Source organism: Caulobacter sp. FG7, from assembly GCF_057808875.1.
Genome location: NZ_JBMDIW010000013.1, coordinates 49,585 through 74,298, shown reverse-complemented (window position 1 = coordinate 74,298; position 24,714 = coordinate 49,585). Strand labels below are relative to the sequence as shown.

General features: G+C 68.3%; 23 protein-coding genes. 7 read left to right on the top strand and 16 right to left on the bottom strand.

Annotated features, from left to right (window positions below; genetic code table 11):
* Positions 1-36: 36 nt before the first annotated feature.
* A complete protein-coding gene (locus tag ACODR1_RS12540) occupies positions 37-423 on the bottom strand; it encodes a hypothetical protein (protein WP_116491523.1) in 387 nt (128 codons plus the stop codon).
* Between the two features lie 215 nt (positions 424-638).
* Here ACODR1_RS12540 and parE point away from each other — a divergent pair, with 215 nt between their 5' ends.
* On the top strand, positions 639-2,744 hold the full coding sequence (gene parE / locus ACODR1_RS12535) for a DNA topoisomerase IV subunit B (protein WP_488880745.1): 2,106 nt from the start codon (positions 639-641) through the stop codon (positions 2,742-2,744).
* 115 nt (positions 2,745-2,859) lie between these two features.
* Here the strand turns inward: parE and recN are convergent, their stop codons facing one another.
* From recN to lpxC, 3 genes are all read right to left on the bottom strand, one after another.
* Positions 2,860-4,557, bottom strand: coding sequence for a DNA repair protein RecN (recN, locus tag ACODR1_RS12530; RefSeq protein ID WP_488880807.1), 1,698 nt, complete (start codon positions 4,555-4,557; stop codon positions 2,860-2,862).
* Between the two features lie 100 nt (positions 4,558-4,657).
* Positions 4,658-5,587 (bottom strand): outer membrane protein assembly factor BamD, encoded by a 930-nt coding sequence (locus ACODR1_RS12525; RefSeq protein ID WP_116491525.1) that lies wholly within the window; start codon positions 5,585-5,587, stop codon positions 4,658-4,660.
* 104 nt (positions 5,588-5,691) lie between these two features.
* Positions 5,692-6,588, bottom strand: coding sequence for a UDP-3-O-acyl-N-acetylglucosamine deacetylase (gene lpxC, locus ACODR1_RS12520; protein WP_488880744.1), 897 nt, complete (start codon positions 6,586-6,588; stop codon positions 5,692-5,694).
* A 287-nt stretch (positions 6,589-6,875) separates the two neighbouring features.
* Here lpxC and ACODR1_RS12515 point away from each other — a divergent pair, with 287 nt between their 5' ends.
* On the top strand, positions 6,876-8,945 hold the full coding sequence (locus ACODR1_RS12515; RefSeq protein WP_488880743.1) for a prolyl oligopeptidase family serine peptidase: 2,070 nt from the start codon (positions 6,876-6,878) through the stop codon (positions 8,943-8,945).
* Between the two features lie 48 nt (positions 8,946-8,993).
* Here the strand turns inward: ACODR1_RS12515 and ACODR1_RS12510 are convergent, their stop codons facing one another.
* The 6 genes from ACODR1_RS12510 to yajC all read right to left on the bottom strand — a co-directional run bounded on the left by ACODR1_RS12510 (position 8,994) and on the right by yajC (position 13,926).
* Complete coding sequence (locus ACODR1_RS12510) at positions 8,994-9,725, bottom strand: squalene/phytoene synthase family protein (RefSeq protein WP_488880742.1); 732 nt, start codon at positions 9,723-9,725, stop codon at positions 8,994-8,996.
* A 117-nt stretch (positions 9,726-9,842) separates the two neighbouring features.
* Positions 9,843-10,457 carry a urate hydroxylase PuuD gene (locus tag ACODR1_RS12505; RefSeq protein ID WP_488880741.1) on the bottom strand — a complete coding sequence of 205 codons (615 nt, stop codon included), beginning with the start codon at positions 10,455-10,457 and terminating at the stop codon, positions 9,843-9,845.
* Between the two features lie 162 nt (positions 10,458-10,619).
* Complete coding sequence (locus ACODR1_RS12500) at positions 10,620-10,979, bottom strand: Mth938-like domain-containing protein (protein ID WP_488880806.1); 360 nt, start codon at positions 10,977-10,979, stop codon at positions 10,620-10,622.
* 8 nt (positions 10,980-10,987) lie between these two features.
* The gene (secF, locus tag ACODR1_RS12495; RefSeq protein ID WP_488880740.1) at positions 10,988-11,938 is read right to left on the bottom strand and encodes a protein translocase subunit SecF; all 951 of its coding nucleotides are present in this window, start codon (positions 11,936-11,938) and stop codon (positions 10,988-10,990) included.
* 12 nt (positions 11,939-11,950) lie between these two features.
* Positions 11,951-13,546, bottom strand: coding sequence for a protein translocase subunit SecD (gene secD / locus ACODR1_RS12490; protein WP_488880739.1), 1,596 nt, complete (start codon positions 13,544-13,546; stop codon positions 11,951-11,953).
* A 65-nt stretch (positions 13,547-13,611) separates the two neighbouring features.
* On the bottom strand, positions 13,612-13,926 hold the full coding sequence (gene yajC / locus ACODR1_RS12485; protein WP_488880738.1) for a preprotein translocase subunit YajC: 315 nt from the start codon (positions 13,924-13,926) through the stop codon (positions 13,612-13,614).
* 120 nt (positions 13,927-14,046) lie between these two features.
* On the opposite strand from yajC, the gene ACODR1_RS12480 reads away from it, so the two are divergent.
* Positions 14,047-14,886 carry an ATP-binding protein gene (locus ACODR1_RS12480; protein WP_488880737.1) on the top strand — a complete coding sequence of 280 codons (840 nt, stop codon included), beginning with the start codon at positions 14,047-14,049 and terminating at the stop codon, positions 14,884-14,886.
* A gap of 18 nt (positions 14,887-14,904) precedes the next feature.
* Positions 14,905-15,153 (top strand): hypothetical protein, encoded by a 249-nt coding sequence (locus ACODR1_RS12475; protein ID WP_488880736.1) that lies wholly within the window; start codon positions 14,905-14,907, stop codon positions 15,151-15,153.
* Here the strand turns inward: ACODR1_RS12475 and ACODR1_RS12470 are convergent.
* Both ACODR1_RS12470 and ACODR1_RS12465 read right to left on the bottom strand, forming a co-directional pair.
* On the bottom strand, positions 15,150-16,052 hold the full coding sequence (locus ACODR1_RS12470; protein WP_488880735.1) for a DMT family transporter: 903 nt from the start codon (positions 16,050-16,052) through the stop codon (positions 15,150-15,152). The two genes, ACODR1_RS12475 and ACODR1_RS12470, sit on opposite strands and share 4 nt — an antisense overlap.
* 13 nt (positions 16,053-16,065) lie before the next feature.
* A complete protein-coding gene (locus ACODR1_RS12465) occupies positions 16,066-17,352 on the bottom strand; it encodes an adenosylmethionine--8-amino-7-oxononanoate transaminase (RefSeq protein WP_488880734.1) in 1,287 nt (428 codons plus the stop codon).
* Between the two features lie 88 nt (positions 17,353-17,440).
* Here ACODR1_RS12465 and bioF point away from each other — a divergent pair, with 88 nt between their 5' ends.
* From bioF to ACODR1_RS12450, 3 genes are read left to right on the top strand one after another with little or no spacing between them, the layout of a single operon-like run.
* The gene (bioF, locus tag ACODR1_RS12460) at positions 17,441-18,595 is read left to right on the top strand and encodes an 8-amino-7-oxononanoate synthase (RefSeq protein ID WP_488880733.1); all 1,155 of its coding nucleotides are present in this window, start codon (positions 17,441-17,443) and stop codon (positions 18,593-18,595) included.
* The gene (gene bioD, locus ACODR1_RS12455; RefSeq protein ID WP_488880732.1) at positions 18,592-19,254 is read left to right on the top strand and encodes a dethiobiotin synthase; all 663 of its coding nucleotides are present in this window, start codon (positions 18,592-18,594) and stop codon (positions 19,252-19,254) included. The genes bioF and bioD overlap by 4 nt, the downstream gene beginning before the upstream one ends.
* Positions 19,255-19,257: 3 nt before the next feature.
* Positions 19,258-20,145 (top strand): Gfo/Idh/MocA family protein, encoded by an 888-nt coding sequence (locus ACODR1_RS12450; protein ID WP_488880731.1) that lies wholly within the window; start codon positions 19,258-19,260, stop codon positions 20,143-20,145.
* Here ACODR1_RS12450 and ACODR1_RS12445 read toward each other — a convergent pair.
* From ACODR1_RS12445 to ACODR1_RS12430, 4 genes are all read right to left on the bottom strand, one after another.
* Positions 20,142-22,460 (bottom strand): TonB-dependent receptor family protein, encoded by a 2,319-nt coding sequence (locus ACODR1_RS12445; protein ID WP_488880805.1) that lies wholly within the window; start codon positions 22,458-22,460, stop codon positions 20,142-20,144. The genes ACODR1_RS12450 and ACODR1_RS12445 overlap by 4 nt on opposite strands.
* 420 nt (positions 22,461-22,880) lie before the next feature.
* Positions 22,881-23,414 carry a single-stranded DNA-binding protein gene (ssb, locus tag ACODR1_RS12440; protein ID WP_058350301.1) on the bottom strand — a complete coding sequence of 178 codons (534 nt, stop codon included), beginning with the start codon at positions 23,412-23,414 and terminating at the stop codon, positions 22,881-22,883.
* A 155-nt stretch (positions 23,415-23,569) separates the two neighbouring features.
* Positions 23,570-23,959 carry a hypothetical protein gene (locus tag ACODR1_RS12435; protein ID WP_488880730.1) on the bottom strand — a complete coding sequence of 130 codons (390 nt, stop codon included), beginning with the start codon at positions 23,957-23,959 and terminating at the stop codon, positions 23,570-23,572.
* A gap of 17 nt (positions 23,960-23,976) precedes the next feature.
* Positions 23,977-24,657 carry a hypothetical protein gene (locus ACODR1_RS12430; protein WP_488880729.1) on the bottom strand — a complete coding sequence of 227 codons (681 nt, stop codon included), beginning with the start codon at positions 24,655-24,657 and terminating at the stop codon, positions 23,977-23,979.
* Positions 24,658-24,714 lie beyond the last annotated feature (57 nt).

The following is a 24,714-nucleotide window of genomic DNA, read 5'->3' as shown; positions in this document are numbered from 1 at the left end:
TATGGGCCTTGCCGGACAGGCAAGGCCCACGAGGCGTCAGGTCGCCCAGGTGATCTTCACGATCGAGGGGCGATCGCTGTTGTAGGAAACCGTGTGCTGCTCGCGGCGGCTGGCGGTGATGGCCAGCTTGTAGGTGTCGCCGGTCTGGTCGGTGAAGGCCAGGTTGATGCTGCCCGAGAAGATCCCCGACGGCCCCTGGGCGTCGACCTGCACCTGATAGCTGTAGATGCCGGCGTTCGACACCAGCCGGATGCCGTAGACCTTGCCCTCGCTGTTGCCGATGATGCACGAGCTGAGGTCGGTGCTGCCGTTGATCGAGACGGCCGAGCCCACCGGCAGAAGCCCGTTGGCCGTGCCGCTGGTGTCGCCGCAGTCGGTGGTGGTGAATTCGGCGGTCCCCGCCTGCGCAGTGGCAGTCGTCATGACGCTTCTCCCTCTTCCGATGGACCGGCCGCCGCTCGGGCCGGTGGAAAGGAGCATTCACTCAACCGCAGGCGATATCAACGAAAATACACGTGAAGATTGTCACATTCGTGCATGCACACTGAAGCTGCAACCCGATCCACAAGCAGCGCTTTCCTTGGGGGCGAGCTCGGGTCATACGGGGCGAGACACCCGAATCGCCGCAAAATCATCCGATGTCTTCCAAAGACCCCAACTCGCTGTTCTCGCTGTTCGACGACGACGCCCTGGCGCCGCCGAGCGCCCCGCCCTTGCCCGCCCGCGAACCGCATCCGCAGCCCAAGCCTCAGCCGCCGCCGCCTCCGCCTCCCGGCAAGGTCGAGGCCGCGCCGGCCGCTGCTCCCTCGTCGGGCGGCTACGACGCCAGTTCGATCGAGGTGCTCGAAGGGCTCGAGCCCGTGCGCATGCGTCCGGGCATGTATATCGGCGGCACCGACGAACGGGCCTTGCACCACCTGTTCGCCGAAGTGCTCGACAACTCGATGGACGAAGCCGTGGCCGGCTTCGCCAAGTCGATCGAGGTCAAGCTCGACGCCGACGGCTACCTGTCGGTCAAGGACGACGGCCGCGGCATGCCCGTAGACCCGCACCCCAAGCATCCGGGCAAGTCGGCGCTGGAAGTGATCATGACCGTCCTGCACGCGGGCGGTAAGTTCAGCGGCAAGGCCTACGAGACCTCGGGCGGCCTGCACGGCGTCGGCGCCAGCGTCGTCAACGCCCTGTCGGAACTGGTAGAGGTGACGGTCTGGCGCGACGGCTTCGAGCACCGCCAGAGCTTCGCCCGCGGCAAGCCGCTGGGCCCGGTCGAGAAGATCCAGCCCAGCCGCAAGCGCGGCACCATGGTGCGCTTTAAGCCCGACGAGCAGATCTTCGGCGAGGGCTGCGCCTTCAAGCCGGCGCGCCTGTACCGGATGACCCGGTCCAAGGCCTATCTGTTCCGCGGCGTGCAGATCAAATGGTCTTGCGCCCCCGAGCGCATCCACGACCAGACCCCGCCCGAGGCGGTGTTCCACTTCCCCAACGGCCTGGCCGACTTCCTGGCCGAGCGCACCAAGGGGCTGGAGACGGTCACCCCGACCAGCTTCTCGGGCCGCATAGAGCGCGAGGGCGAGGCCGGCGCGGTCGAATGGGCGGTGACCTGGACGCCGCGCGGCTTCGGCGAGCACGACGGCTTCATGCAGTCGTACTGCAATACCGTGCCGACCCCCGAGGGCGGCACGCACGAAAGCGGCTTCCGCGCCGCCCTGACGCGGGGCCTGAAGGCCTATGCCGATCTGAAGGGCGAGAAGCGCGGCACGATCATCACCGCCGACGACGTGGTGGCCCAGGCCGGCGCGCTGATCTCGGTGTTCATCAAGAACCCCGAGTTCCAGGGCCAGACCAAGGAAAAGCTGTCGACGACCGAGGCCCAGCGCTTCGTCGAGAACGCCCTGCGCGACCCGTTCGACCACTGGCTGACCGGCAGCCCCAAGGCCGCCCAGGCCCTGCTGGAGTTCGTGATCGACCGGGCCGAAGAGCGCCTGAAGCGCCGCAAGGACAAGGAAGTCTCTCGCGCGTCGGCAACCCGCAAGCTGCGCCTGCCGGGCAAGCTGGCCGACTGCGCCGGCGGCGCGGTCGACGGCGCGGAACTCTTCATCGTCGAAGGCGACTCGGCCGGCGGGTCGGCCAAGCAGGCCCGTAACCGCAAGAACCAGGCGATCCTGCCCCTGCGCGGCAAGATCCTGAACGTGGCCTCGGCCTCGGGCGAGAAGTTCACGGCCAACAAGGAACTGTCCGACCTGATGCTGGCCCTCGGGGCCCAGGGCGGCAACAAGTACCGTGAAGAAGATCTGCGCTACGAGCGGATCATCATCATGACCGACGCCGACGTCGACGGCGCCCACATCGCCTCGCTGCTGATCACCTTCTTCTACCGGACCATGCCGGACCTGATCCGCGCAGGCCGCCTGTACCTGGCCCTGCCGCCGCTCTACCGCATCAGCCACGGCGGCAAGACCGAGTACGCGCGCGACGACGCCCACAAGGACGAGCTCCTGGCCACCATGTTCAAGGGCAAGAAGCCCGAGATCGGCCGCTTCAAGGGCCTGGGCGAGATGATGGCCGCCCAGCTGAAGGAAACCACGATGGACCCGGCAGTCCGCACCCTGGCGCGCGTGACCCTGCCGCGCCACGAGGAGACCGTCGAGGACCTGGTCGAAACCCTGATGGGCCGTAAACCCGAGTTGCGCTTCAAGTTCATCCAGGACAACGCGGCCTTCGCTGCCGACGACCTGGATCTGTAGCCGCTTCGCGGCCCCCTCAGTCGCTCCGCGACAGCTCCCCCAAAGGGGGAGCATTTGCTCGAAAAGATCCTCCCCCTCTGGGGGAGGTGCCCCGGAGGGCCGGAGGGGGGCGGCGTCAGCCGATCAGCGCCCGAGCCGCCGCCCGCGCCGCCTCGGTGACTTCCGCGCCCGACAGCATGCGGGCGATCTCTTCCTCGCGCTCGGCGGGCGACAGCGGCTCGACCTTGGTGCGGGTCGAGGTGTCGTCGCCCGACTTGGAGATCCGCCAGTGGGCGTCGCCGCGCGCGGCGACCTGGGCCGAGTGGGTCACCACCAGCACCTGGGCGTTGGCCGCCAGGCGCTTCAGGCGCAGGCCGACGGCGTCGGCCACGGCCCCTCCGACACCCTGGTCGACCTCGTCGAAGATCATCAGCGGCTGGGGACCGCCGCCCTTCCCCGCCAGCGCCGCCTTCAGGGCCAGGGCGAAGCGGGCCAGTTCGCCGCCCGAGGCGATGGCCTCCATCGGGCCGAACGGCGCGCCGGGATTGGTCGAGATTTCGAAGGCGATGCGATCCAGGCCCGACGGACCGGCCTTCTCCTCGTCCAGAGGCTCCAGGGCGACGCGGAAACGGGCCTTCTCCAGCTTCAGCGGGCCAAGCTCGGCCTCGACGGCCTTGGCCAGCCGGTCGCCGGCGGCGCGGCGCTCGGTCGACAGCGCCTGGGCGGCGTAGAGATAGGCCTCGCGGGCCTCGGCGGCCTGCGCTTCCGCGGCGACCAAGGCCTCGGCCGAGGTCTCGACGGCCTGCAGGCGGGCGGCGAACTCGGCGCGGACGGCCGGCAGGTCCTCGACCAGCACGTTCAGCTTGCGGGCCATGCCGCGCAGGGCGAACAGGCGCTCCTCGGCCTTCTCCAGGCGGTCGGGCTCGAACTCGAAGCTGTCGGCGGCCGCGTCGATGGCGGCGCTGGCCTCCTGGGCCTCGACCAGCGCCCGGTCGACAGCGTCGCAGGCGGCGGCCAGGCGGGTCATGGCCGGACCGTCCGCCGGCGCGCCGGCGTTGGCGGCCCTATCCCGCGCTCGCTCAAGAGCGCGGAAGGCCTGGGCCAGCTTGCCCGACAGATTGTCTCCACCCAGGGCGTCCTGGGCCGACGCGATGTCGGCCAGCGCCTTCTCGGCCGAGCCCAGCAGGGCCCGTTCCTCGGCCAGGGCGGTCTCCTCGCCGTCGCGCGGATCGAGCCGGTCGAGTTCGGACAGGCGGAGCGTCAGTTCCTCGGTCTCGGCCGCGGCGCGGTCGGAAAGGGCCTTCAGCTCGGCGGCGGTCTCGCGGGCGGCGCGCCAGCCGCTCCAGGCGGACGAAACGGCGCCGACGCTGACCTGGCCGTAGGCGTCCAGCAGAGTGCGGTGGGTGCGCGGATCCAGCAGGCCGACCGTCTCGTGCTGACCGTGCACCTCAAGCAGCAGCGCGCCCAGATCCTTCAGCACGCCGACGCTGGTGGCCTGGTCGTTGACGAAGGCCCGGCTGCGGCCATCGGGCGACAACTGGCGGCGCAGGACGAGGTCCTCGTCGCGGGCGTAGTCCAGGCCCTTGTCGTCGAGATAGGCAAAGGCGGGGTGATCGGGCGCCAGGGCGAAGATGGCGGTGGCGCTGGCTTGGCCGGCGGCTCCGCGGCGCACCAGGCCGGCGTCGGCGCGCGCGCCGGTGGCCAGGCCCAGGGCGTCGAGAATGATCGACTTGCCCGCCCCGGTCTCGCCGGTCAGCGCGGTCAGGCCCGGCCCGATGGCCAGGTCGAGGCTCTCGATGAGCACCACGTCGCGGATGGAGAGACCGATCAGCATGGCCGGAAGGATCACCGGGAATCGGGCTTTTTCAAAGAGGAAGCGGTAGGCGTTTGAGAACAAAAGAAAAACGGGCCGTTTTGCAACGGCCCGCTTTCGCTTACATCCCGAGAACGCCCATCAGGCCGCCCTTTTTCTTCTTCTCGCCAGGAGGGGCCAGCGCGCCACCCTTCTCGCGATTGAGGGTGCGGTCGATCAGGTTGCGCTTGTTGCCGGCCTTCAGCGGCTCGACGGCCGGCTTCAGGCCCGCGTCGTTCAGCAGCTTGTAGGCGTCGGCGTACCAGCGGTCGCCCGGGAAGTTGTAACCCAGCACCGCGCCGTTACGCTTGGCTTCCTCGGTCAGGCCCAGGGTCATGTAGGCCTCGACCAGGCGGTAGAGCGCCTCGGGCGTGTGCGAGGTGGTCTGGTGACGGTCGACCACGGTCTTGAAGCGGCCGATGGCGGCCAGGGTCTTGCCGTCCCGCAGGTACCAGCGACCGATGGCCAGCTCCTTGCCGGCCAGCTGGTCGTTGACCATGTCGATCTTCAGGCGGGCGTCCTGGGCGTATTCGCTGTTCGGGTAGCGCTGGACGACGTCACGCAGCGCGGCGAGCGCCTGCTCGGTGGCGGCCTGGTCGCGATACACGTCGACGATCTGCTCGAAGTAGCAGATGGCCTTCAGGTAATAGGCGTACGAGGCCGACGGGTTGCCCGGATAGAGCGAGATGAAGCGGTCGGCGTCGCCGATGGCGTCGGCGTACTGGTTGCCCTGATAGTGGGCGTAGCCGGTCATCAGGATCGAGCGGCGCGACCATTCCGAATAGGGGTGCTGGCGCTCGACTTCGCGGAAGTAGTCGACGGCCTCGTTCCAGTTGCCGCGGTCCAGGCGATTGGCGCCGGTGGAATACAGCAACTCGACCGGACGCTCCTCATAGGCCAGCGTCGGCTTCTTGGGCTTGCCCGCGCAGGCGGTCACCGACAGAGCGGCGAGCACGGCCACGATGGAGACGGCCGAACGTCCCGAGATTTTGCGAAGCACGGACTCTCTCACCCTCGAAGCAACCTTGCGCGCCCCCGCGCCGAACCAAGGCTTCTACACCACGTCGATGCGGGCGCAAACGAAAGCCGAGCGGCGGGAGCGATCCCCCGTTTTGATCAGACCGCTTCGGCCAGCTCCGGCGCATAAGCGCGCCAGCGCCAAGCGCGCGGTTGCTCCATCAACGCACGAACAGCGGCGTTATTGAGGCCGTGTCCGGCGAGAATTCCTTCGAACCTGCCAAGGATCGGAGCGCCGACGACATAAAGGTCGCCGACGGCGTCCAGGGCCTTGTGGCGCACGAATTCGTCCGAGCGGCGCAGGCCCTCGGGGTTGAGCACGCGGTCGCCGTCGATGACCACGGCGTTCTCCATCGAGCCGCCGCGGGCCAGGCCGATGTCGCGCAGGGCCTCGACCTCGCGCAGGAAGCCGAAGGTGCGGCAGTTCGACAGCTCCTTGCGGAAGCTTTCCTCGTCAATCTCGAGATCGACGCGCTGGCGGCCGATGGCCTTGCTGGCGAAGGCGATCTCGAAGGCCACCTCGAAGGATTCGGCCGGCGTCAGGGTCGCGCGCTTGTCGCCCTCGACCACCTCGATCGGCGAGAGAATCTCGATGTAGCGGCGCGCGGCTTCCTGGCGGCGACGGCCGGCGCGGTCGAGAATCTGCACGAAGGGCTCGGACGAACCGTCCATGATCGGCACTTCCGGGCCGTCCAGCTCGACGACGCAGTTGTCGACCGACAGGGCCGCCAGGGCGGCCATCAGATGCTCGATGGTCGAGACGCGCACGTCGGCGGCGTTGGCGATGACGGTGCCCAGCTGGGTCTGCACCACGGCGTCGCCGCGAACCGGAACGCGATTGTCGCGATCCTGGACGTCGGTGCGCACGAAGACGATCCCGCTGTCGGGCGCGGCGGGGCGCACGGCGACGCGCACGTGCGCGCCCGTGTGCAGGCCGATCCCTGCGAAGATCACCGGTCCAGCGACCGTGTGCTGATGATAAGGCGAAACCGACACGAGAAACCTTTGTAAACTTGGGAGCGGCTCTGCGGCCGCCTATTCGTCCCCATTTACCGTCTACGAGCTTCGCCGCGGCGCAGCAACGCAAGTCCTGTTTCGGATTGTTACCTTCATAAGTCGTTGTCCGATATGGCATTTTGGACACGCGAAGGGCCAAATTCCGCCACCTTCACTAACGGCGCCGCAGCATACGCAAAGCCTTGCCCTTCGGGCTGGCCTTGCCCGCACGGCCCCGCTAGGCTCGCGCCGCTTTTTGGCATCCTTGCCGCCTGGACTCGACTTCCATGACCAAGACCTTGCGCCTCGCCGCTTCCGCCTTCGCCCTTTCGCTGGCCGCCTTCGCGGTCGTCCCGGCCGTCGCCCAGGCGGAAGGTCGCGGCTTCACCGCCAAGGACATGGTCACGCTCGACCGCGTCAGCGAGCCCAAGGTGTCGCCGGACGGTCGCCAGGTGATCTACCTGGTGCGGACGATGGATCTTCCGGCCAACAAGGCCTCGTTCTCGCTGTGGGTCGCCGACCTGAAAGCCAGGATCGCCCCGCGTCGCCTGGCGGTGTCGGACGGCGGCGTCTCCAGCGCCCGCTGGTCGGCCGACGGCAAGAGCATCTACTTCCTGTCGGGCCGCGCCGGCTCCGACCAGGTGTTCCGCACGGACGCCTCGGGCGAGACCGCCGTCCAGGTGACCAAGGCCCCGTTCGACGTCGGCGCCTTCAAGGTGTCGGCCGACGGCAAGACCGTGGTGGTCAGCCAGGCCGTCTTCCCCGACTGCCCTACCCTGGCCTGCACCCAGGAGCGCCTGGACCAGAAGAAGGCTCAGAAGACGACCGGCGTCGTCTACGACAAGCTGTTCATCCGTCACTGGGACACCTGGAACGACGGCACGAAGAACCACCTCTACGCCTACGGCCTGGACGCTTCGGGCGTTGCGGCGGGCGAGCCCGTGGCCCTGATGGCCGGCTTCGACGGCGATTCCCCGACCAAGCCGTTCGGCGGCGACGAGGACTTCACCATCAGCCCCGACGGCAAGACGGTGGTGTTCTCGGCCAAGATCGCCGGCCGCGACGAGCCCTGGCAGACCAACTACGACCTGTGGTCGGTTCCGGTCGACGGCTCGGCCAAGCCGGCCAACCTGACCGAGGACAACAAGGCCTGGGACGCCCAGCCGACCTTCTCGCCGGACGGCAAGACGCAGGCCTGGCTGGCCATGAAGCGACCGGGCTTCGAGGCCGACCGCTTCGGCGTCATGGTCCGCGAGAACGGCAAGGTGCGTGAAGTGGCCCCGACCTGGGACCATTCGGCCCAGTCGATCACCTTCAGCGCCGACGGCAAGACCATCTACACGACCGCCGAGGACGTGGGTCAGACCAAGCTCTTCGCCATCGACGTCAAGACCGGCAAGGCCACGGCGCTGACCGGAGAAGGCCACGTCGGCGCGTTCAGCGCCGCCGGCGGCTCGACCGTGATCGCCCAGGACAACCTCAAGACCCCGGCCCAGCTCTACGCCCTGGCCCCGAAAGGCGCCCCGATCCAGCTGACCGGCCTCAACGCCGACAAGCTGCAGGGCATCGCCATGGGCGAGGCCGAGCAGTTCAGCTTCAAGGGCTGGAACGACGAGACCGTGCACGGCTATCTCGTCAAGCCGGCCAACTTCGATCCGTCGAAGAAGTATCCGGTGGCCTTCCTGATCCACGGCGGCCCGCAGGGCTCGTTCGGCAACCTCTTCCACTACCGCTGGAACGCCCAGACCTACGCCGGCGCCGGCTACGCCGTGGTGATGATCGATTTCCACGGCTCGACCGGCTACGGCCAAGCCTTCACCGACGCCATCAGCCAGCACTGGGGCGACCGCCCGCTGGAGGACCTGCAGAAGGGCTGGGACTTCGCCACCAAGAAGTACGGCTTCCTCGACCAGGACCGCGCCTGCGCCCTGGGCGGTTCCTACGGCGGCTTCATGATCAACTGGATCGCCAGCCAGTGGAAGGAGCCGTGGAAGTGCCTGGTGAACCACGACGGCATCTTCGACAGCCGCTTCATGGGCTACTCGACCGAAGAGCTGTGGTTCAGCGAATGGGAGAACGGCGGCGCGCCCTGGCAGCCGAACACCACCTATTCGAAGTTCAACCCGGCCGATCATGTGGCCGAGTGGACCGTGCCTACCCTCGTGGTCCAGGGCCAGAACGACTTCCGCGTGCCGCTCGAGGAAGGCATCGCCACCTTCACGGCCCTGCAGCGCAAGGGCGTGCCGAGCAAGTTCCTTTACTTCCCCAACGAGAACCACTGGGTGCTGAAGGCCCAGAACTCGGTCCAGTGGCACGACGAGGTGCTGGGCTGGCTGAACCAGTGGACGGGGAAATAACGATGACTGCGCCTTCCCCTTGATGGGGGAAGGGAGCCCGAGACTGGATCAAATCCGGCCCGTCGCGACCGACCAGGTCAGGCGGGCCTTTTTTTCGAGCTCGCTCATCTCGCGCCCCTTCGCCTGGCGCGCCGCCAGGGCGGCCGGGGCCACGGCCGGGAAGGACGCGATCGGCAGGGCCTTGAGCTCGGCGGCGGCGGCCTTGCGCTGCTGCGCCACGCGGGTCTCGACATCGGCGGCGGTCCAGGCCAGCGGCAGGCGCGAGCGGCCGGCCAGCTTCAGTCGCCACAGGCCCGCCAGGCCATAGGCGCGCGCGGCGGCGCGGACGGCGGCGGGATCGGCCGATGCGTCCAGGCGGCGGGCCATCAGGCCGGCCAGGGCGCCGGCGGTGGCGTCCAGATAGGCCAGCACTGCGGCCTCGTCGGCCAACGGGGCCTCTTCCAGATCGGCCAGACGGGCCTCGGCCACCGCCGCCAGGGCCAGGGGATCGACGCCGCAGACGGCCAGGGCCTCGACGGCCGGATGCTTGCGCGGCGGCTTGCCCGCGGCCAGCTCCTCCATCGCCTCGCGCCACCAGGTCAGGCGGATCTCGCCCATCAGCGCGCTGGTGACACCGCCGGCCACGCGGGCCAGTTCGTAATTGAAGGCGACCAGGGCCACGACATCGGTCCGCGCTCCAGGGTCGGAGACGAAGCGGCTGGCCAGCCAGCGATCGTTGTCCATGCGGCGGACCAGATCGTCGAGACCGGAATCGTAGGGATTTTCGGGAGCGGCGGACATGGCGCGGCTTATGCCCCCGCCTCGCTCGAAGAGAAAGGCCCGCCATACCGACGGGCCAACCGCTCAAAGAAAAAGGCCCGCCGGTTGGCGGGCCTTCGTCGCGATCCGGCGGGCGGATCAGTTGAACAGCGTCTGGTACATCGTCATCGTCACCAGCATCGGAATGCTGAGCAGCATGTTGATGCGCGAGAACAGCATGGCGGTCGTGGCCGCCTTGGCCTTGGTCGCGTCGTCGGCCGGGACAAGGCCGAGAGCCCGCTTCTGGTTCGGCCAGATCAGGCCCCAGACGTTGAAGAACATCACGGTGGCCAGCCACATGCCCATGCCGATGAAGGTGAAGCCCATGTCGACGCCGCGCTGGTAGCCCTGCCAGGCCCCCAGGGTGATGGCCTCCATCAGGTAGCCGCGGCTGAAGGCCACGATCATGCCCATGATCCAGGTGGCCAGGGCCGACCAGCGGAACCAGAACAGCGCCTCGGGGGCGATATACTTGCTGACCGCCGGCTTCAGCTCGGCCGGAATGGTCGGCATCACCCGCATCTGCACGAAGTTGAAGTAGTAGAGCAGCCCGATCCACAGGATGCCGAACAGCACGTGCAGCCAGCGGAACACCGCCTGCCAGTAGGCGCCGTGGAAGCCGTTGGGGCTGTGCCCGAAGCCGAACACCATCACGAGGGCCAGCACGAGGCTGACGATGATGGTGCTGCGGAAGTTGGTGAGAATCCCAGTCAATTCAGCCCCCTGAGCCGTGTCTTGGGACGCAGGATAGGCGTTGCGGGAGAGTCGGGGAAGCGACCCCTCAGTCGCTCCGCGACAGCTCCCCCAGAGGGGGAGCCTCTTGGCGCATCAGATCCTCCCCCTCTGGGGGAGGTGGCCCGAAGGGCCGGAGGGGGCTCAGACCGCGATCAGCGCGGCGGCCATGCGTCGGCCCTCGCTGGCCAGGACGTTGTAGGTGCGGGCGGCGGCCTCGGTGCTCATGAACTCGAGGCCCAGGCCTGCGGCCTTCAGCGCGTCGCGCACGGGACGCGGCGGCAGGGCGTTGGCCAGACCCATGCCCAGCAGCACGAACTCGACCGCGCCGCCGGCCGCGAAGACCGGGGCGAAGGCCTCGGGCGTCAACTCCGCCAGGCTGGCGACGGCCCAGTCCTGCGGCTGGTCGTCGATGACCAGCAGCGAACCGGGCCGCCAGACGCCGGAGACCCGAAAGCCGCCGCCGCCCCAGGCGTCGATCGACGGGGGCTGGCGCGGGGTCAGCGGCTGGCTCACGGCTGGCTGGCCGCGCCGAGCTTGATCGGCTTGGCGTCTTCGTCGCCGCGCTTGACGCCCCAGACCAGGATCAGGGGCAGAGCGATGTAGATCGACGAATAGGTGCCGATGGCGATGCCGAACACCATGGTGAAGACCAGCGGGAACAGCACCGGACCGCCGAAGATCATCGTGCCGCCCAGCGCCAGCAGCGCGGTAGAACCGGTGATGATCGTCCGCGACAGACGCTCGTTCTCCGACAGGTCGATGATCTCGCGCAGCGGCGTGGTCTTGTATTTGCGCAGGTTTTCCTTGAGGCGGTCGAAGGTGATGACCTTTTCGTTCATCGAGTAGCCGATGACCGTCAGCAGGGCCGCGACCGAGGTCATGGAGAACTCGATCTGCATCACCGACAGGATGCCCAGGGTCAGGATGATGTCGTGGAACACGGCCACGACGGCGCCGACGGCGAACTGCCACTGGAAGCGGAACCAGATGTAGCCGAGCATCAGCAGCAGGGCGATGCCCAGGGCCTTGAAGCCGCCCATCAACAGTTCGCCCGAGACCTTGGCGCCGATGACGGTCGGCGCCGGCATGGTCATGCCGGGAAACTTGGCGACGATCTCGGTCTTGATCCGGTTGGCCTCGACGTTGGCGTTTTCGCCTTCGGTCGGCAGGAAGCGGATCATCGCCGAGTTGGGCGAACCGAAGCCCTGGACCTGGACGTCATGCGCGCCGGTGCCCCGGGCCACCTTGCGCAGTTCGTCGAGGTCGATGGCCGTGGGCATGCGGGCTTCCAGGGCGACGCCGCCCTTGAAGTCGATGCCCAGGTTCAGCCCCTGGGTGAAGAACGACACGCCCGACCCGAGGATCAGGATGAGCGAGAAGACGGCGGCGACCGGAGCCCAGCGCACGAAGCGGTAGTGGGTCGAGCGCGGGATCAGGCGAATGAGGGGCCAAGCAGCCATGAGCTTTGATCCTTACGCGATCGGCAGCTTCTTCGGCTTGGCGGTCTTGAACCACCAGCCGATGAGCACTTGAGTGATGATGATGGCGGTGAACAGCGAGGTGAACACGCCGATCGCCAGGGTCCAGGCGAAGCCCTTCACGGGGCCCGAGCCGAAGCTGAACATGATGCCGGCCGAGATCAGGCTGGTGATGTTGGCGTCGAGGATCGACACCAGCGCCAGCTTGTAGCCGGTGTCGGCCGCCGACATCGGCGACCTCCCGGCCGCGGCCTCGTCGCGCATCCGCTCGTAGATCAGCACGTTGGCGTCGACGGCGACGGCGAGCGTGAGGATCAGGCCGGCGATGCCCGGGAAGGTCAGGGTCGCCTGGGAGAACGACATGATGCCGACGATCAGCAGCACGTTGGCGATCAGGGCGATGGCCGCGAACACGCCGAACAGGCCGTAGGCCAGGATGATGAAGACGAACATCGCCGCAGCCCCGATGGCCAGCGAGATGGCGCCGGCCTTAACGGCGTCCGCGCCCAGTTCGGCGCCGACGGTGCGTTGCTCTTCGATGTTCAGCTGGGCCGGCAGTGCGCCCGAACGCAGCAGCAGCGACAGTTCGCTGGCGCTTTCGACGGTGAAGTTGCCGGTGATCTGGCCCGAACCGCCGAGGATCGGCGTCTGGATGGTCGGCGCCGAGATGACCTTGTTGTCGAGGACGATGGCGAAGCGCTTGCCGAGATTGCGCGAGGTCGCATCGCCGAACTTGCGGGCGCCCGAACCGTTGAAGCGGAACGAGACGACCGGACGGCCGCTCTGGCCGTCGAACGCCTGCTGAGCGTCGACCAGTTCCTCGCCCGAGACGACGGCGCGCTTCTTCAGGGCGTAGGCCGGGGCGTAGCCGTCGCCGCTGGGCACCACCACCGTGCCGGGAGGCACGCGGCCCGAGGCCATCTCTTCCTGGGTGACGGTCTCGTCGACCATCTGGAAGGTCAACTTGGCGGTCTTGCCGATGACGGCCTTCAGGCGCTCGGGATCGCTTTCACCGGCGGCCTGGATGACGATGCGGTCCGCGCCCTGGCGGGTGATCGTCGGTTCCTTGGTGCCCAGGCTGTCGATACGGCGACGGATGGTCTCGATCGACTGGTCGACAGCCTTGGAGGCGTCGGCGCGGGCGGCTTCGGCCGAAAGGCTCAGCTCGATCCGCTGGTCGGGCCTGGTCGAGACGTTGACGTCGGTGCCCACGCCGCTGGCCAGCGGATTGCCCAGCTTGCGCAGTTCGGCGACGGCGGCGTTGACCTTGGAGGCGTCGTCGATGCGCACGCCGATCACGCCGTTGGTCACGGCCAGGCCGTTGAAGTCGATTCCCGCGGTGCGCAGGGTGTTGCGGGCGTCCTCGACCAGGTTGTCGAGGCGTTCCTTGCGCAGTTGGGCGGTGTCGACCTCATAAAGGAGGTAGGACCCGCCCTGGAGGTCGAGGCCAAGGTTCAGCTTCTGCTTGGGAACCCATCCCGGCAGGGCGTCTAGCGTCTTCTGCGGCAGAAGATTCGGCAGGGTGAAGACGATGCCGAAGATCACCGACAGGGTGACCAGGATAATCTTCCAGCGGGATAGGCTCAGCATGGACTACGAGGCTCTCGACGACGCCAGGGGCGCCAGGGCGGGCTTGATACGAACTAGACTTAAGCTCAGTTCTTCGGATCGTTGGCCGGGGCCGGTTCGCCCTTGGCCGTGACTTCGGTAATCATGCCCTTGCGGACCTTCACCGTGACGCCTTGAGCGATCTCGACGCCAACTTCCTTTTCTTCCACCCGCACGATCTTGCCGATCACGCCGCTGGACAGAACGACACTGTCGCCGCGCTTGATGTTGTTCAGGGTCGCGAGGTGTTCCTTTTGGCGCTTCTGCTGAGGACGGATCAGCATGAAGTAGAACAGCACGACCATGAGGATGATCGGCGCGATGCCGATGAGCTGCTGCTCCAGGCCACCAGAGGGGTTCATAACGTCTCCACGAATTTCTGCGGGCGGAGCGCCTGAAATAGGGTCCCCGCCAAGTCGGCGGAAGCTATGCGTTCACCTCCTCTTTTGCAATGAGGGCGCGAGAGCGTTAGGAGCGTGGCCATGACCGAAGCCGCCCTGCCCCTGCTCGCCCGCATCGCCGACGCCCTGGATCGCCTGGCGCCGCCTGCCCCCGTCGCCCCCAGCTTCGACGGCGCGCGCCTCTTCCGGCACGAACCGGTCTCGGGCGCCTTCCTGCCCGCGCCCGACTACGCCATGGACATCGAGCTCCTGGTCGGCATCGAGCGCCAGAAGGACCGCTTCATCCAGAACCTGCGCCGGTTCGCCACCGGCCTGCCCTGCAACCACGTCCTGCTGTGGGGCGTACGCGGCACGGGCAAGAGCTCGCTGACCAAGTCGGCCTTCATGGCCCTGGCTGCCGAATATTCCGACCTGAAGCTTGTCGAGGTCGACCGCGACGAGGTCGCCGCCCTGCCCCCGCTGTTCGACGCCCTGCGCGCGCGGTCCGAGCGCTTCGTGGTGCTGTGCGACGACCTGTCGTTCGAGGACGGCGCGGCGGCGGCCAAGGCCTTGAAGTCGGCGCTGGAGGGCGGCGTCGCCGGTCCGCCCGAGAACGTGCTGTTCGTCTCGACCTCGAACCGCCGCCACCTGATGCCGCGTGATCACGCCGAGAGCCAGGGCGCCATCGCCTCGGCCGAGAACGCCGAAGAAGAGATGAGCGTCTCCGATCGCTTCGGCCTGTGGATCGGCTTCCCGCCCATGGACCAGCCGACCTACCTGGCGGCGATCAACACCTATGCCGAGCGCTTCGGCCTGCAGGTCGAGAACCTGGAACGCCGGGCCTTGCAGTGGTCGCAGCTGCGCGGCGCCCGTTCGGGCCGCGTGGCGTGGCAATTTGTCCGCGACCTCGCCGGCGAACTGGGCGTACGCTTGCCCGGATAACAATATCCGGGGGGAAACGTGGCCGACGGCAAGCCGTGGTTCAGGGTCAAGCGTCATGGCTATGGCGCGGGCCCGCCCTGCAGTTGGGAAGGCTGGGCCGTCGTCGCCCTCTATATCGGCCTGCTGCTGGCCTCGGCCGTTCTCTACGGCAAGGACCATCCGCGCCTCGTCGGCGTGTTCGTCGTCGTCATGACGCTGGTCGTGATGCTGCTCGCCCGCTGGAAAAGCGACGCGCCCTGGCGGTGGCGCGACGGCGAGGAGGACTAGGCCGGGTCGCCGGAAGTCGCAGGCGGGGTCTTCTTCTCGGTCAGGGCCACCAGCGCCACGCCGACCATGGTGGCGCCGCCGCCGATGACCAGTTGCAGCGACAGCGCGTCGCCCATGAACAGCACGCCGATCGTGCACGAGACCAGCGGCGTCAGCAGGAAATAGGGCGTCACCCGCCCCGGCTCGCGCCGCTGCACCAGCCAGAACAGCAAAGCGCTGGCGCCGATCGTCGACACGACCCCGGCGAACACCACGCAGGCCCAGGCCAGCGGCGGCGCGGACGAGACCTTGGCCACGACGTCGTCCTCGAAGGCGAAGGACATGGCGATCAGGATCGGCGCGGCGACGAAGGCGGTCAGGCCCTGCACCTTCAGCGGCTTCACGCCCGGCGTCTTGCGCACCAGCACCGTGGCCACGGCCCAGATGGCGGCGGCGGTGACGCCCAGGACGATGGCCGGCAAGTCGGCCGCGCCGTGCGGGTCGAGGCTCATCCAAGCCACGCCGGCGAAGGCGACGCCCAGGCCGACGACGGCGGGAACCCGCATGGTCTCGCCCAGCATGCGCCAGGCGAACAGCGCCGTGAACGGGATCCAAAGCTGCGTGGCCACCACCAGCGGGCTCAGTGACTTGGCCATGCCGAAGGCGATGTAGATCAGGGCGAAGTGGATCGGCCCCGACAGCAGCACGATCGTCAGCAGCCGCTTCCAGTCCGGAAACGGCGGCCGCACGAACGGAAACAGGAAAGCCAGGGCCAGGGCGAAGCGCAGGCCGCCCACCATCATCGGCGGCAGGGCGGCCGTGGCGTACTTGGCCGCGGCGTTGTTCAGCCCCCAGGTCAGGATGATCGCCAGGATCGCCAAGCGCTCTATCGTCGTCAGGGGGCCGGTGGACGCGGACATGGGGCCGCTTGGATCAGACCCCGCCCGATCCTTCAACCCCGCCGGCGCCGATGACCTCGCGAATGGCCGACAGAAGGATGTCGAGGTCCGCCCCCGGCGTCGTATAGGCCGGCGTCAGATAGACTACCTTGCCCATCGGCCGTATCCACGCGCCCTTCTCGGCGAAGGCCTGGCACAGCGCGCCGACGGCCACCGGCGAGGCGAACTCCACCACGCCGATCGCGCCCAGCACCCGCACGTCGACGACGCCCGGCGCGGTGCGGCAAGGCTCCAGGCCTTCCTTCAGGGCCGCCGAGACCCGGGCCACGTCGGCCTTCCAGCTTCCGGCCTCGAACAGATCGAGCGAGGCGTTGGCGGCGGCGCAGGCCAGGGCGTTGCCCATGTAGGTGGGGCCGTGCATCAGGGCCGCGCCGGCGTCATCGGACCAGAAGGCCTCGAACACCTTGCGCGAGGCCACGGCGGCCGACAGCGGCAGGGTGCCGCCGGTCAGGGCCTTCGACAGGGTGACGATATCGGGCTCGATCCCGGCGGCCTGCATGGCGAAGAGCTCGCCGGTCCGGCCAAAGCCGGTGAAGATCTCGTCGAAGATCAGCAGCACGCCGTGCTTGTCGGCCAGTCGGCGCAGGCGCCGCAGGACCTCCGGATCATGGAACAGCATGCCGCCGGCGCCCTGCACCAGCGGCTCGGTCAGCATGGCGGCGATCTCCCCGCCCCGCTGCGCCAGCAGAGTGTCGAGCGCGGCTTCGGAGGCGTCGTCCACCGGCAGGTCGGCGATGACCTGGGCCGGCATGACGCCCGAGAACAGGCTGTGCATCCCCTCCTCCGGGTCGCAGACCGTCATCGTCGCCAGGGTGTCCCCGTGATAGCCGCCGCGGAACGACAGGAAGCGCGTTCGGCCCGTCTCGCCGCGATTGATGTGGAACTGCAGCGCCATCTTCATGGCGATCTCGACCGAGACCGAACCGGACTCGGCGAAGAACACGTGATCCAGTTCGCCCGGCAAAATCGCCGCCAGCCGCGCGGCCAGCTGATAGGCCGGCGCGTGCGCCAGGCCGCCGAACATCACGTGAGGCATGGCCTCCAACTGCTCACGCACGGCGGCGGCGATGTGCGGATGGTTGTAGCCGTGCACCGCCGTCCACCAGCTGGCGATGCCGTCGACCAGTTCGCGCCCGTCCTCCAGCACGATCCGCGAGCCGTGGGTGCGCACGACCGGAAGCGGCGCCGGGGCCGTCTTCATCTGGCAGTAGGGCCGCCACACGTGCTTGGCGCCTTCAGCGAGCCAGTCGGGAGTGGTCATGGCGATCCTTTCGTTGCGCCGGAGGGGCCGCTTGCCTAGAGCGTCCCCGCTCCCGAGCAAATCGGAATCTGGGCAAACAGGAATCGGAATGCACAGTCTGGACGCCTTCGCGAGCGGCAAGCTCGCAGCCCTGGAGGCCATGAGCCTGCGCCGCCGCCTCAAGCCCACCCGTCGGCTGCCCGGCGCGGTCGTCGAGCGCGACGGCAAGCGCCTGCTGTCGTTCTCCTGCAACGACTATCTGGGCCTGTCGCAGCACCCGGCCGTCATCGCCGCCGCCCAGGCCGCCGTGGTCGCACATGGCGCCGGCTCGGGCGCCTCGCGCCTGGTCACCGGCGACAATCCTCTGATCGAGGAACTCGAGACGCGCCTGGCTCGCCTGAAGGGAACAGAAGCCTGCGTGGTGTTCGGCTCGGGCTACCTGGCCAACACCGGGGTGATCCCCACCTTCGCCGGCAAGCAGGACGTGGTCTTCATCGACGAGCTGGCCCACGCCTGTATCTGGGCCGGCGCTCAGCTGTCCGGCGCCAAGGTCGTCAGCTTCCCGCATAACGACAGCGACGCCTTGGCCGAGCTGCTGGCCGAGCACCGGTCGAGCTTCCGCCACGCCATCGTCGCCACCGACGGGGTGTTCTCGATGGACGGCGACGTCGCCCCGCTCGACTGGCTGTCGGCGGTCTGCGAGGCCAACGACGCCTGGCTGCTGGTCGACGACGCCCACGGCGTGGGCGTGCTGGGCGACGGCAAGGGCACGGCCGCCCTGTTTCCCGAGGCCGTGATCCCGCTGCAGATGGGCACGCTGTCCAAGGCGCTGGGCTCTTACGGCGGCTATCTGTGCGGCTCGCAAAGCGTGGTCGACTTCCTCAAGACCCGCGCCCGCACGGTCGTCTACACCACCGGCCTGCCGCCGGCCTCCGCCGCCGCCGCCATCGCCGCGCTCGACCTGATCGAGGCCGACCCTGCCTTCGCCGCCGCCCCACTGCGCAAGGCGCGCCTGTTCACGCAGGCGGCCGGCCTACCCCGGGCCGAGAGCCCGATCGTGCCGGTGGTGATCGGCGAGGCGGACGCGGCCCTGGCCGCCTCCGCCGCCCTGGAGGCAGAGGGTTTCCTGGTGGTCGCCATCCGCCCGCCGACCGTACCCGCCGGCACCGCCCGCCTGCGCCTGGCCTTCAGCGCCGAGCACCCGGACGACGAGGTCCTGCGCCTCGCCGCTCTGGTCCGCCCCTACGTGGAGGCGAGCCGATGAGCGCCCTGTTCATCGCCGGAACCGGCACCGACATCGGCAAGACCCACGTCGCCTGCGCCCTCATCCGGGCCCTGAAGGCCAAGGGCGTGGCGGTGGACGCCTTCAAGCCAGTGGTCAGCGGCTTCGATCCCTCAAATCCGAGCGCCAGCGACCCCGCGCGCCTGGCCGACGCCCTGGGCGACCCGACCGCCCTGCCCCGCATCTCGCCGCGCCGCTATCTGGCGCCGCTCGCCCCGAACCTGGCCGCGCGTCTCGAAGGCGATGTGCTGCGGATCGCCGACCTGGTCGCCGACTGCCGCGGGGCCCTGGCCGGCGGCCACGACCTGATGCTGGTGGAAGGCGCCGGCGGGGTGATGTCGCCGCTGACCGACGAGGCGACCAATCTCGACCTGATCGCGGATCTTGATCTGCCCGTCCTGCTGATCGCCGGCTCCTATCTCGGCACGATCAGCCACGTACTGACCGCCCTGGTCGCCCTGCGGGCCCGGGGCGTCACCGTGGCCGCCATCGTCATGAGCGAGAGCCTGGATGCGCCCGACCTCGTCCAGACCGCCGAGGCTCTGGCCGCCTTCGAGCGCGACACGCCGATCTTCCTTGCGCCCCGTAACGAACATTGGGACGCAAGTGAGCTGGCCGACCATCTGGCGAAGGGGCTCTGACGCATGCGCGTGGCGATGATCGGCCTGGGTGACATCGCCCGCAAAGCCTACCTGCCGGTGCTGGGAACCCGCGCCGACGTGCAACTGGCCTTCGTCACCCGCAGCACCGCCACGCTCGACGAGTTGGGCGCCGCCTGGCGGGTCGACCGCCTGCACACAGACCTGGACGCGGCCTTGGACCAGGGGCTCGACGCCGCCTTCGTTCACGCCGCCACCGAGGTCCATCCGGTCATCGTCCGCCGCCTGATCGAGGCCGGCGTGCCCACCCTGGTCGACAAGCCGATCGCTGACACGCTTGAGGCCAGCGAGCCGCTGGTCGACCTGGCGGAAACGCGCGGGATTTCATTGATGGTCGGCTTCAATCGCCGTCACGCCCCCGCCCAGGCCGAGGCGGCGGCGCTGAACGCCCCGTTTGTGCTGATGCAGAAGAACCGCACGGGCCATGCCGACGGCGTGCGGCGCACCGTCTTCGACGACTTCATCCACGTGGTCGATTCCTTGCGCTTCCTGGCGCCGGGCGCGACGCAGGCCCGGATCAGCGGCCGCCTCGACGGCGACCTGCTGGAGCACGTGATGCTGCACCTGACCGGCGCCGGCCGCGACGCCGTCGGGATCATGAACCGCGTCAGCGGCGCCAACGAAGAGGTGTTGGAGGTGATGGGCGGCGGGATAAAGCGCCGGATCGTCAACCTCGCCGATGTCACCGACTTCGCCGGCGGCGAGCGCCTGATCCGCCGCGGCGACTGGACGAGCGTCGGCCGACAGCGCGGCTTTGCGGCGATGATCGAGACCTTCCTCTGCGCCGTGCGCGAGGACCGACGGCTGTCGGCCCTCGACGCCCTGGAAACCCACCGCCTGTGCGAACAGGTCGTGGCCGAGCTTTCGACCTAGAAGTCGGCCGAAAGCGTCACCTGGAAGGTACGGTGCGAGCCCGGCCGGAAGGTGGCCAGAGTGTCCACGGTGGTGCTGATCGTGCCGAGATAGTCCTCGTCGAAGAGGTTATCGACGTTGATCCGCGCCTTGACCTGCTTCAGCGGCCCCACGCCGAAGCCGTCGCCCAGATCGACATAGGCGTTCCACACCGTGTAGCCGTCCGTCTTCTCGGTGTTGCGCATGTTGGTGTAGCGGTCGCTGAGGTGGCGCGCCGAGACATTGACCAGCGCCCAGTCGGTCGGCTCCCAGGTTACGCCGCCCTGGAACAGCCAGGTCGGAAAGTCCGGCAAGGTGTTGCCCGCGATCGGCTGGACACCGAAGTTGTTCTCGAACTCGGCGCGGTTGTACGACAGGTTGGCGTTGAAATAGACCTTGCCGCCCAGAAGCTGCGGCTTCCACTGGCCGCTGAACTCGGCGCCGTGGGCCTCCACCCCGCCGACGTTCTGGAAGAAGGTCTCGGTCGTTGTGCTGCCCGGCACCACCGAGGCGTAGGACTGCAAGCGGTTCTCGAAGGCGGTGTAGTAGGCCACGACCGAGGCGTTGAAGGTCGGTCGGTTGGCGCGATAGCCGATCTCGAGGTTCTGCGAGGTCTCGGCGTCGGGTCCGGGGGCCGCGGGGCTGGCGGCCGAGAAGATGTCGTCGGCGCCGCGCGGCAGGGCCAGGTTCTCGGAGTACGAGGCGAACACCTGGTCGCGGCTGTTGATCGAATAGACCAGGCCCACCTGCGGCAGGAAGCTGTCCTTCCAGTTGTCGGTGATCCTGGGCCGGCGCTGGGCGATGTAATCGGCCGGATTGCGATAGCCGGCGATCTCGTAGTCGATGTCGGTGGCCTTGAAGCCCAGCTCGACCTTCAACCTGTCGTCCAGCAGCCGCACCGTGTCCTTCAGGAAGAACTGGGTGGTCTCGCGGGTGGAGACGTAGTTGCGCTGCAGGTGCACGGGCTCGTTCAGCAGCGCCGCGCCGTCGGGGTGGCCGCCCGCGGTATTATAGCGGGCCTGGGTGCGGTGGTAGTCGTCCTTCTCCAGCCAGACGCCGGCCTGGACGGTATGGCGTCCCGCCCGCCAGGTTCCGCCGACGGTGATCCCCTTGCGCTTGCCGTCGACGCCCGAGAGACCGTACTGCACGCCCTTGGGCGCTGTCAGGCTGGCCACGATCAGGCGCTCGGCGTTGTAGCTGGCCAGTGAGGTCGAATAGGCCTCGGGCGAGACGCCGTAGCCGCCCTTGTCCTCGTAATAGGCCGTCGAACGGATCTCGAACGCCTCGCCGATCGGCTTGTTCAGCGACAAGCCATAGAGGTGGTCCCGCCGGGCGTTGACCGCGAACTTGTAGTATTGGTTGTAGGCGGTGTTGGAGTACGGCACGCCCGCCGCCGTCACCGGCAGGCTGGGCACGTAGCCGAGATAGGCGAAATCCCTGCCCTTGCGGCCAAAGAGGTCGCCCGCCGTCCCGTCGTACTGGGCCTTGGTGATCGACGGGGAGTCGTAGTCGTAATAGTCGTTGTGCACGGTCTGGAACGTCAGGTTCCCGCCGCTCTCGAAGGCGTAGTCGAGCTTGCCCTCGTAGTGTTCGCGCTTGATGAAGCCCGGGCCGCGCCACAGGTCGCCCTTGATCCATGATCCGGCCACGTAGCCCGACAGCCGACCGACCTTGCCGCTCTCCAGGCGCAGGAAGCTACGGCGCAGGTTGTCCTCGCCCAGGGTCTGGCTGATCGAACCGCCGGCCTCCACGTCCGGGGCCTTGGTGAAGTAGTCGACGATCGGCCCAAGCGAGGCGTAGCTGGGCAGCGAGACGTCGCCGGCCCCGGCCGAGGCCTGCACCCGCGCCAGGTTCTCGTTGTCGACATAGCGATAGATCGGGCTGCCGCCGAACTGGTCGCTGCGGCCCATCGGGATCCCGTCGAGCAGGAAGCCGATCTGCTGGAAGTTGAAGGCCCGCACCGAGACCGAATTGCCGAACTCGTACATGCCCAGGGCGTCGTTGGCCTGGACGTTGAAGCCCGGCAGGCTCTCCAGCATCTTCAGGCCGGTCACGCCGGCCGGGGCCGACAGCAGCGCCTCACGGGTGATCGAGACTGTAGCCGTGGCCTGGTCGGTGCCGATGGCGACGCTGGCCTCCGACACCCGCTTGCCGGTGACCACCACGGCGTCGACCGTGTCGGCGGACGCCTTGGGGTCTTCATCGGCCAGGGCCGGCGCCCCCGCCCCCATGACGCTGGCCGCCAGCAAGGCGGCCTTCAGACGACGAAACGCATGCTTGCTCGACTGGACTTGGATCACGGCTATCCCCTGCTTTTTGATCCCCCGACGAGACTGGCTCCCGACCGCAGGTCAAAAAACAGAAATCGCCGTTACAGGAGCCCACTTTTCTTCGTGGTCCCGCCAGCGACAAACGAGATCATTTAATATGCACCAGCACCGTTACTCGACAGGACACGAAAGACACGCCCTCGCCCGTCCCGCATACTGATGGCGAGACGGCTTATAATCGATCTGGCCTTGGCGCCCAGCGATCACCACCAGACGCCTTTCACGGCGACACTGCACGCCGTCCCGCCCCGCGCGTCAAATACCGCGAGGCTCATAGGCCCACTGCCGGGCTTCGGCGCCGCGCGCTCCGGCGCCGAACGCGCAAAGAAAAGGCGGCCGCCCCTTTCGGAACGGCCGCCTCTTCGAATTTCATCCGACGACGGACGCCTAGAACGGGATTTCGTCGTCCAGGTCGGCCGAGAAGCTCTCGCGCGGGCCGCTGGGCTGGCTGCGCGGAGCGCCGCCGCCGAAGTTGCCGCCGCCTTGGCCGCCGCCGTAGCCGCCACCGCCGCCGCCCTGGCCGTAGCCGTCGTCATAGCCGCCGCCCGACGAAGCGCCGGCGCCGTCGCCGCGGCCGCCCAGCATCGTCAGTTCGCCGCGGAACTTCTGCAGCACGATTTCGGTCGAATACTTTTCCTGGCCCTGCTGGTCGGTCCACTTGCGGGTCTGGATGGCGCCCTCGATGTAGACGGTCGAGCCCTTGCGCAGGTAGCTCTCGGCCACCTTCACCAGGTTGTCGTTGAAGATCACGACCCGGTGCCACTCGGTCTTTTCCTTGCGCTCGCCGCTGGAGCGGTCGCGCCAGGTCTCGGACGTGGCGATGCGCAGGTTGGCGACGCGGTCGCCCGAGTTGAGGGTGCGGATTTCGGGGTCGGCCCCGAGGTTGCCGACGAGGATGACCTTGTTGACGCTGCCAGCCATTGGCGATGCCCTGCTCTCGCCCGGCGACCCAACGCGCCGGAATCTCGAAGCCAGGACGTTAACGACTCAGCAAGATCAAAATCAAGCTTTGTTCCCCGAACGTTCCTGTGAACGGAGGGCGGTTATCCACCGCCCTCTCCTGCTCAATTCCAGCGTCAGCGCGCCGGCAGCGCGCCCGGAACGGCCAGGCGGCCATCGCCCGTGCGGACCAGCGACATGAACCGGGCGCCTTCATAGCTGTCGCCCAGATAGATGCCTTCCTTCTCCACGAAGATGAACTTGCCCTGGTAGGAGCCGGTCAGCTGCTCCCGGCGCAGGCCCATCCGCATGAACCGGATCCGCATGCCTTCCAGCGTGGCCGCGCAGGTCTCCATGTTCGGCACGTTGCGCTCGACCGGGTTGAACTGCAGCGTGCCGTCCTTCTTCTCGATGACATGGTGGCAGACGCCCTGGTCGAAGGGCGCCTTGGTCTGCTTGACGCAGCCCGACAGGCCGATGGCGGCGACGCCGAGGGCCAGGACGGCGGCGATGGAGGAAACGCGCATAAGGTGACTCCTTGCCCTCAGCCGACGCTGGGAATGGCGCAGTTGGCGGCCTGCTCGACCACCAGGTGGAACGAGCGGTTGTCGGACGAGGCTTCGACACGTCCCGGCAGCAGGCGCAGCGTCTCGTCGCCCCAGCGGCCGTAGGTGGCGCCGCCCGGGCGCTCGCACTTGCCGGCGAACAGCTGCTGGATGCATGCGTTCTGGGTGATCTCGCCCGGCAGCTTGTTCCACTGGCCGCCCGAATAGCGCTGGCAGACGCCCAGCGGCGCGCTGCTGGCTACGGCGGGTCCGGTCGGCGCGGGCGTCGGAGCGGTGGCGACCGGCGCGTTGACGGTCGGCGGCGGCAGCGGCGTCAGCACCGTGCCGGCCTGGTCGGCCGCGGCCAGGGCCCCGGTCTCGTCGACGCCGACGTCGAGGGCGCCGGTGGCCACGCCGTTCTTCTTGGCGCATTCGGCCAGGGTAGTCTCGCCCACGAACTGGCCCCCGACGAAGCAGCGCAGCGGGCGGGCAGGATCATTGAGCTTGGTGTCGTCGGACCGCCCCGTCTCGACGATCAGGCCGGCGCGCGAGGCCGGCGGTTCCTCGGCCGGCTTGCGGTCCTTGCCGCCCATCAGCGCGAAGGCCACGCCCAGGCCGGCAATCACAGCCAGGGCCGCTCCGCCGCCCAGCAGCACGCGTCGGTCTTTGAGAAGTTCCATGCCCCCTGGCTACGACGCGTTGGTGACGGTTTCAAGCGTCGCCGCGCCGTAGGGCGC

What these genes read in the sequence shown, in the direction of transcription:
- ACODR1_RS12540 (WP_116491523.1), bottom strand. Translation starts at nt 423, where the DNA reads ATGACGACTGCCACTGCGCAGGCGGGGACCGCCGAATTCACCACCACC.
- parE (WP_488880745.1), top strand. Translation starts at nt 639, where the DNA reads ATGTCTTCCAAAGACCCCAACTCGCTGTTCTCGCTGTTCGACGACGAC.
- recN (WP_488880807.1), bottom strand. Translation starts at nt 4,557, where the DNA reads ATGCTGATCGGTCTCTCCATCCGCGACGTGGTGCTCATCGAGAGCCTC.
- ACODR1_RS12515 (WP_488880743.1), top strand. Translation starts at nt 6,876, where the DNA reads ATGACCAAGACCTTGCGCCTCGCCGCTTCCGCCTTCGCCCTTTCGCTG.
- ACODR1_RS12510 (WP_488880742.1), bottom strand. Translation starts at nt 9,725, where the DNA reads ATGTCCGCCGCTCCCGAAAATCCCTACGATTCCGGTCTCGACGATCTG.
- secF (WP_488880740.1), bottom strand. Translation starts at nt 11,938, where the DNA reads ATGGCTGCTTGGCCCCTCATTCGCCTGATCCCGCGCTCGACCCACTAC.
- secD (WP_488880739.1), bottom strand. Translation starts at nt 13,546, where the DNA reads ATGCTGAGCCTATCCCGCTGGAAGATTATCCTGGTCACCCTGTCGGTG.
- yajC (WP_488880738.1), bottom strand. Translation starts at nt 13,926, where the DNA reads ATGAACCCCTCTGGTGGCCTGGAGCAGCAGCTCATCGGCATCGCGCCG.
- ACODR1_RS12480 (WP_488880737.1), top strand. Translation starts at nt 14,047, where the DNA reads ATGACCGAAGCCGCCCTGCCCCTGCTCGCCCGCATCGCCGACGCCCTG.
- ACODR1_RS12470 (WP_488880735.1), bottom strand. Translation starts at nt 16,052, where the DNA reads ATGTCCGCGTCCACCGGCCCCCTGACGACGATAGAGCGCTTGGCGATC.
- ACODR1_RS12465 (WP_488880734.1), bottom strand. Translation starts at nt 17,352, where the DNA reads ATGACCACTCCCGACTGGCTCGCTGAAGGCGCCAAGCACGTGTGGCGG.
- bioF (WP_488880733.1), top strand. Translation starts at nt 17,441, where the DNA reads ATGCACAGTCTGGACGCCTTCGCGAGCGGCAAGCTCGCAGCCCTGGAG.
- bioD (WP_488880732.1), top strand. Translation starts at nt 18,592, where the DNA reads ATGAGCGCCCTGTTCATCGCCGGAACCGGCACCGACATCGGCAAGACC.
- ACODR1_RS12450 (WP_488880731.1), top strand. Translation starts at nt 19,258, where the DNA reads ATGCGCGTGGCGATGATCGGCCTGGGTGACATCGCCCGCAAAGCCTAC.
- ssb (WP_058350301.1), bottom strand. Translation starts at nt 23,414, where the DNA reads ATGGCTGGCAGCGTCAACAAGGTCATCCTCGTCGGCAACCTCGGGGCC.
- ACODR1_RS12435 (WP_488880730.1), bottom strand. Translation starts at nt 23,959, where the DNA reads ATGCGCGTTTCCTCCATCGCCGCCGTCCTGGCCCTCGGCGTCGCCGCC.
- ACODR1_RS12430 (WP_488880729.1), bottom strand. Translation starts at nt 24,657, where the DNA reads ATGGAACTTCTCAAAGACCGACGCGTGCTGCTGGGCGGCGGAGCGGCC.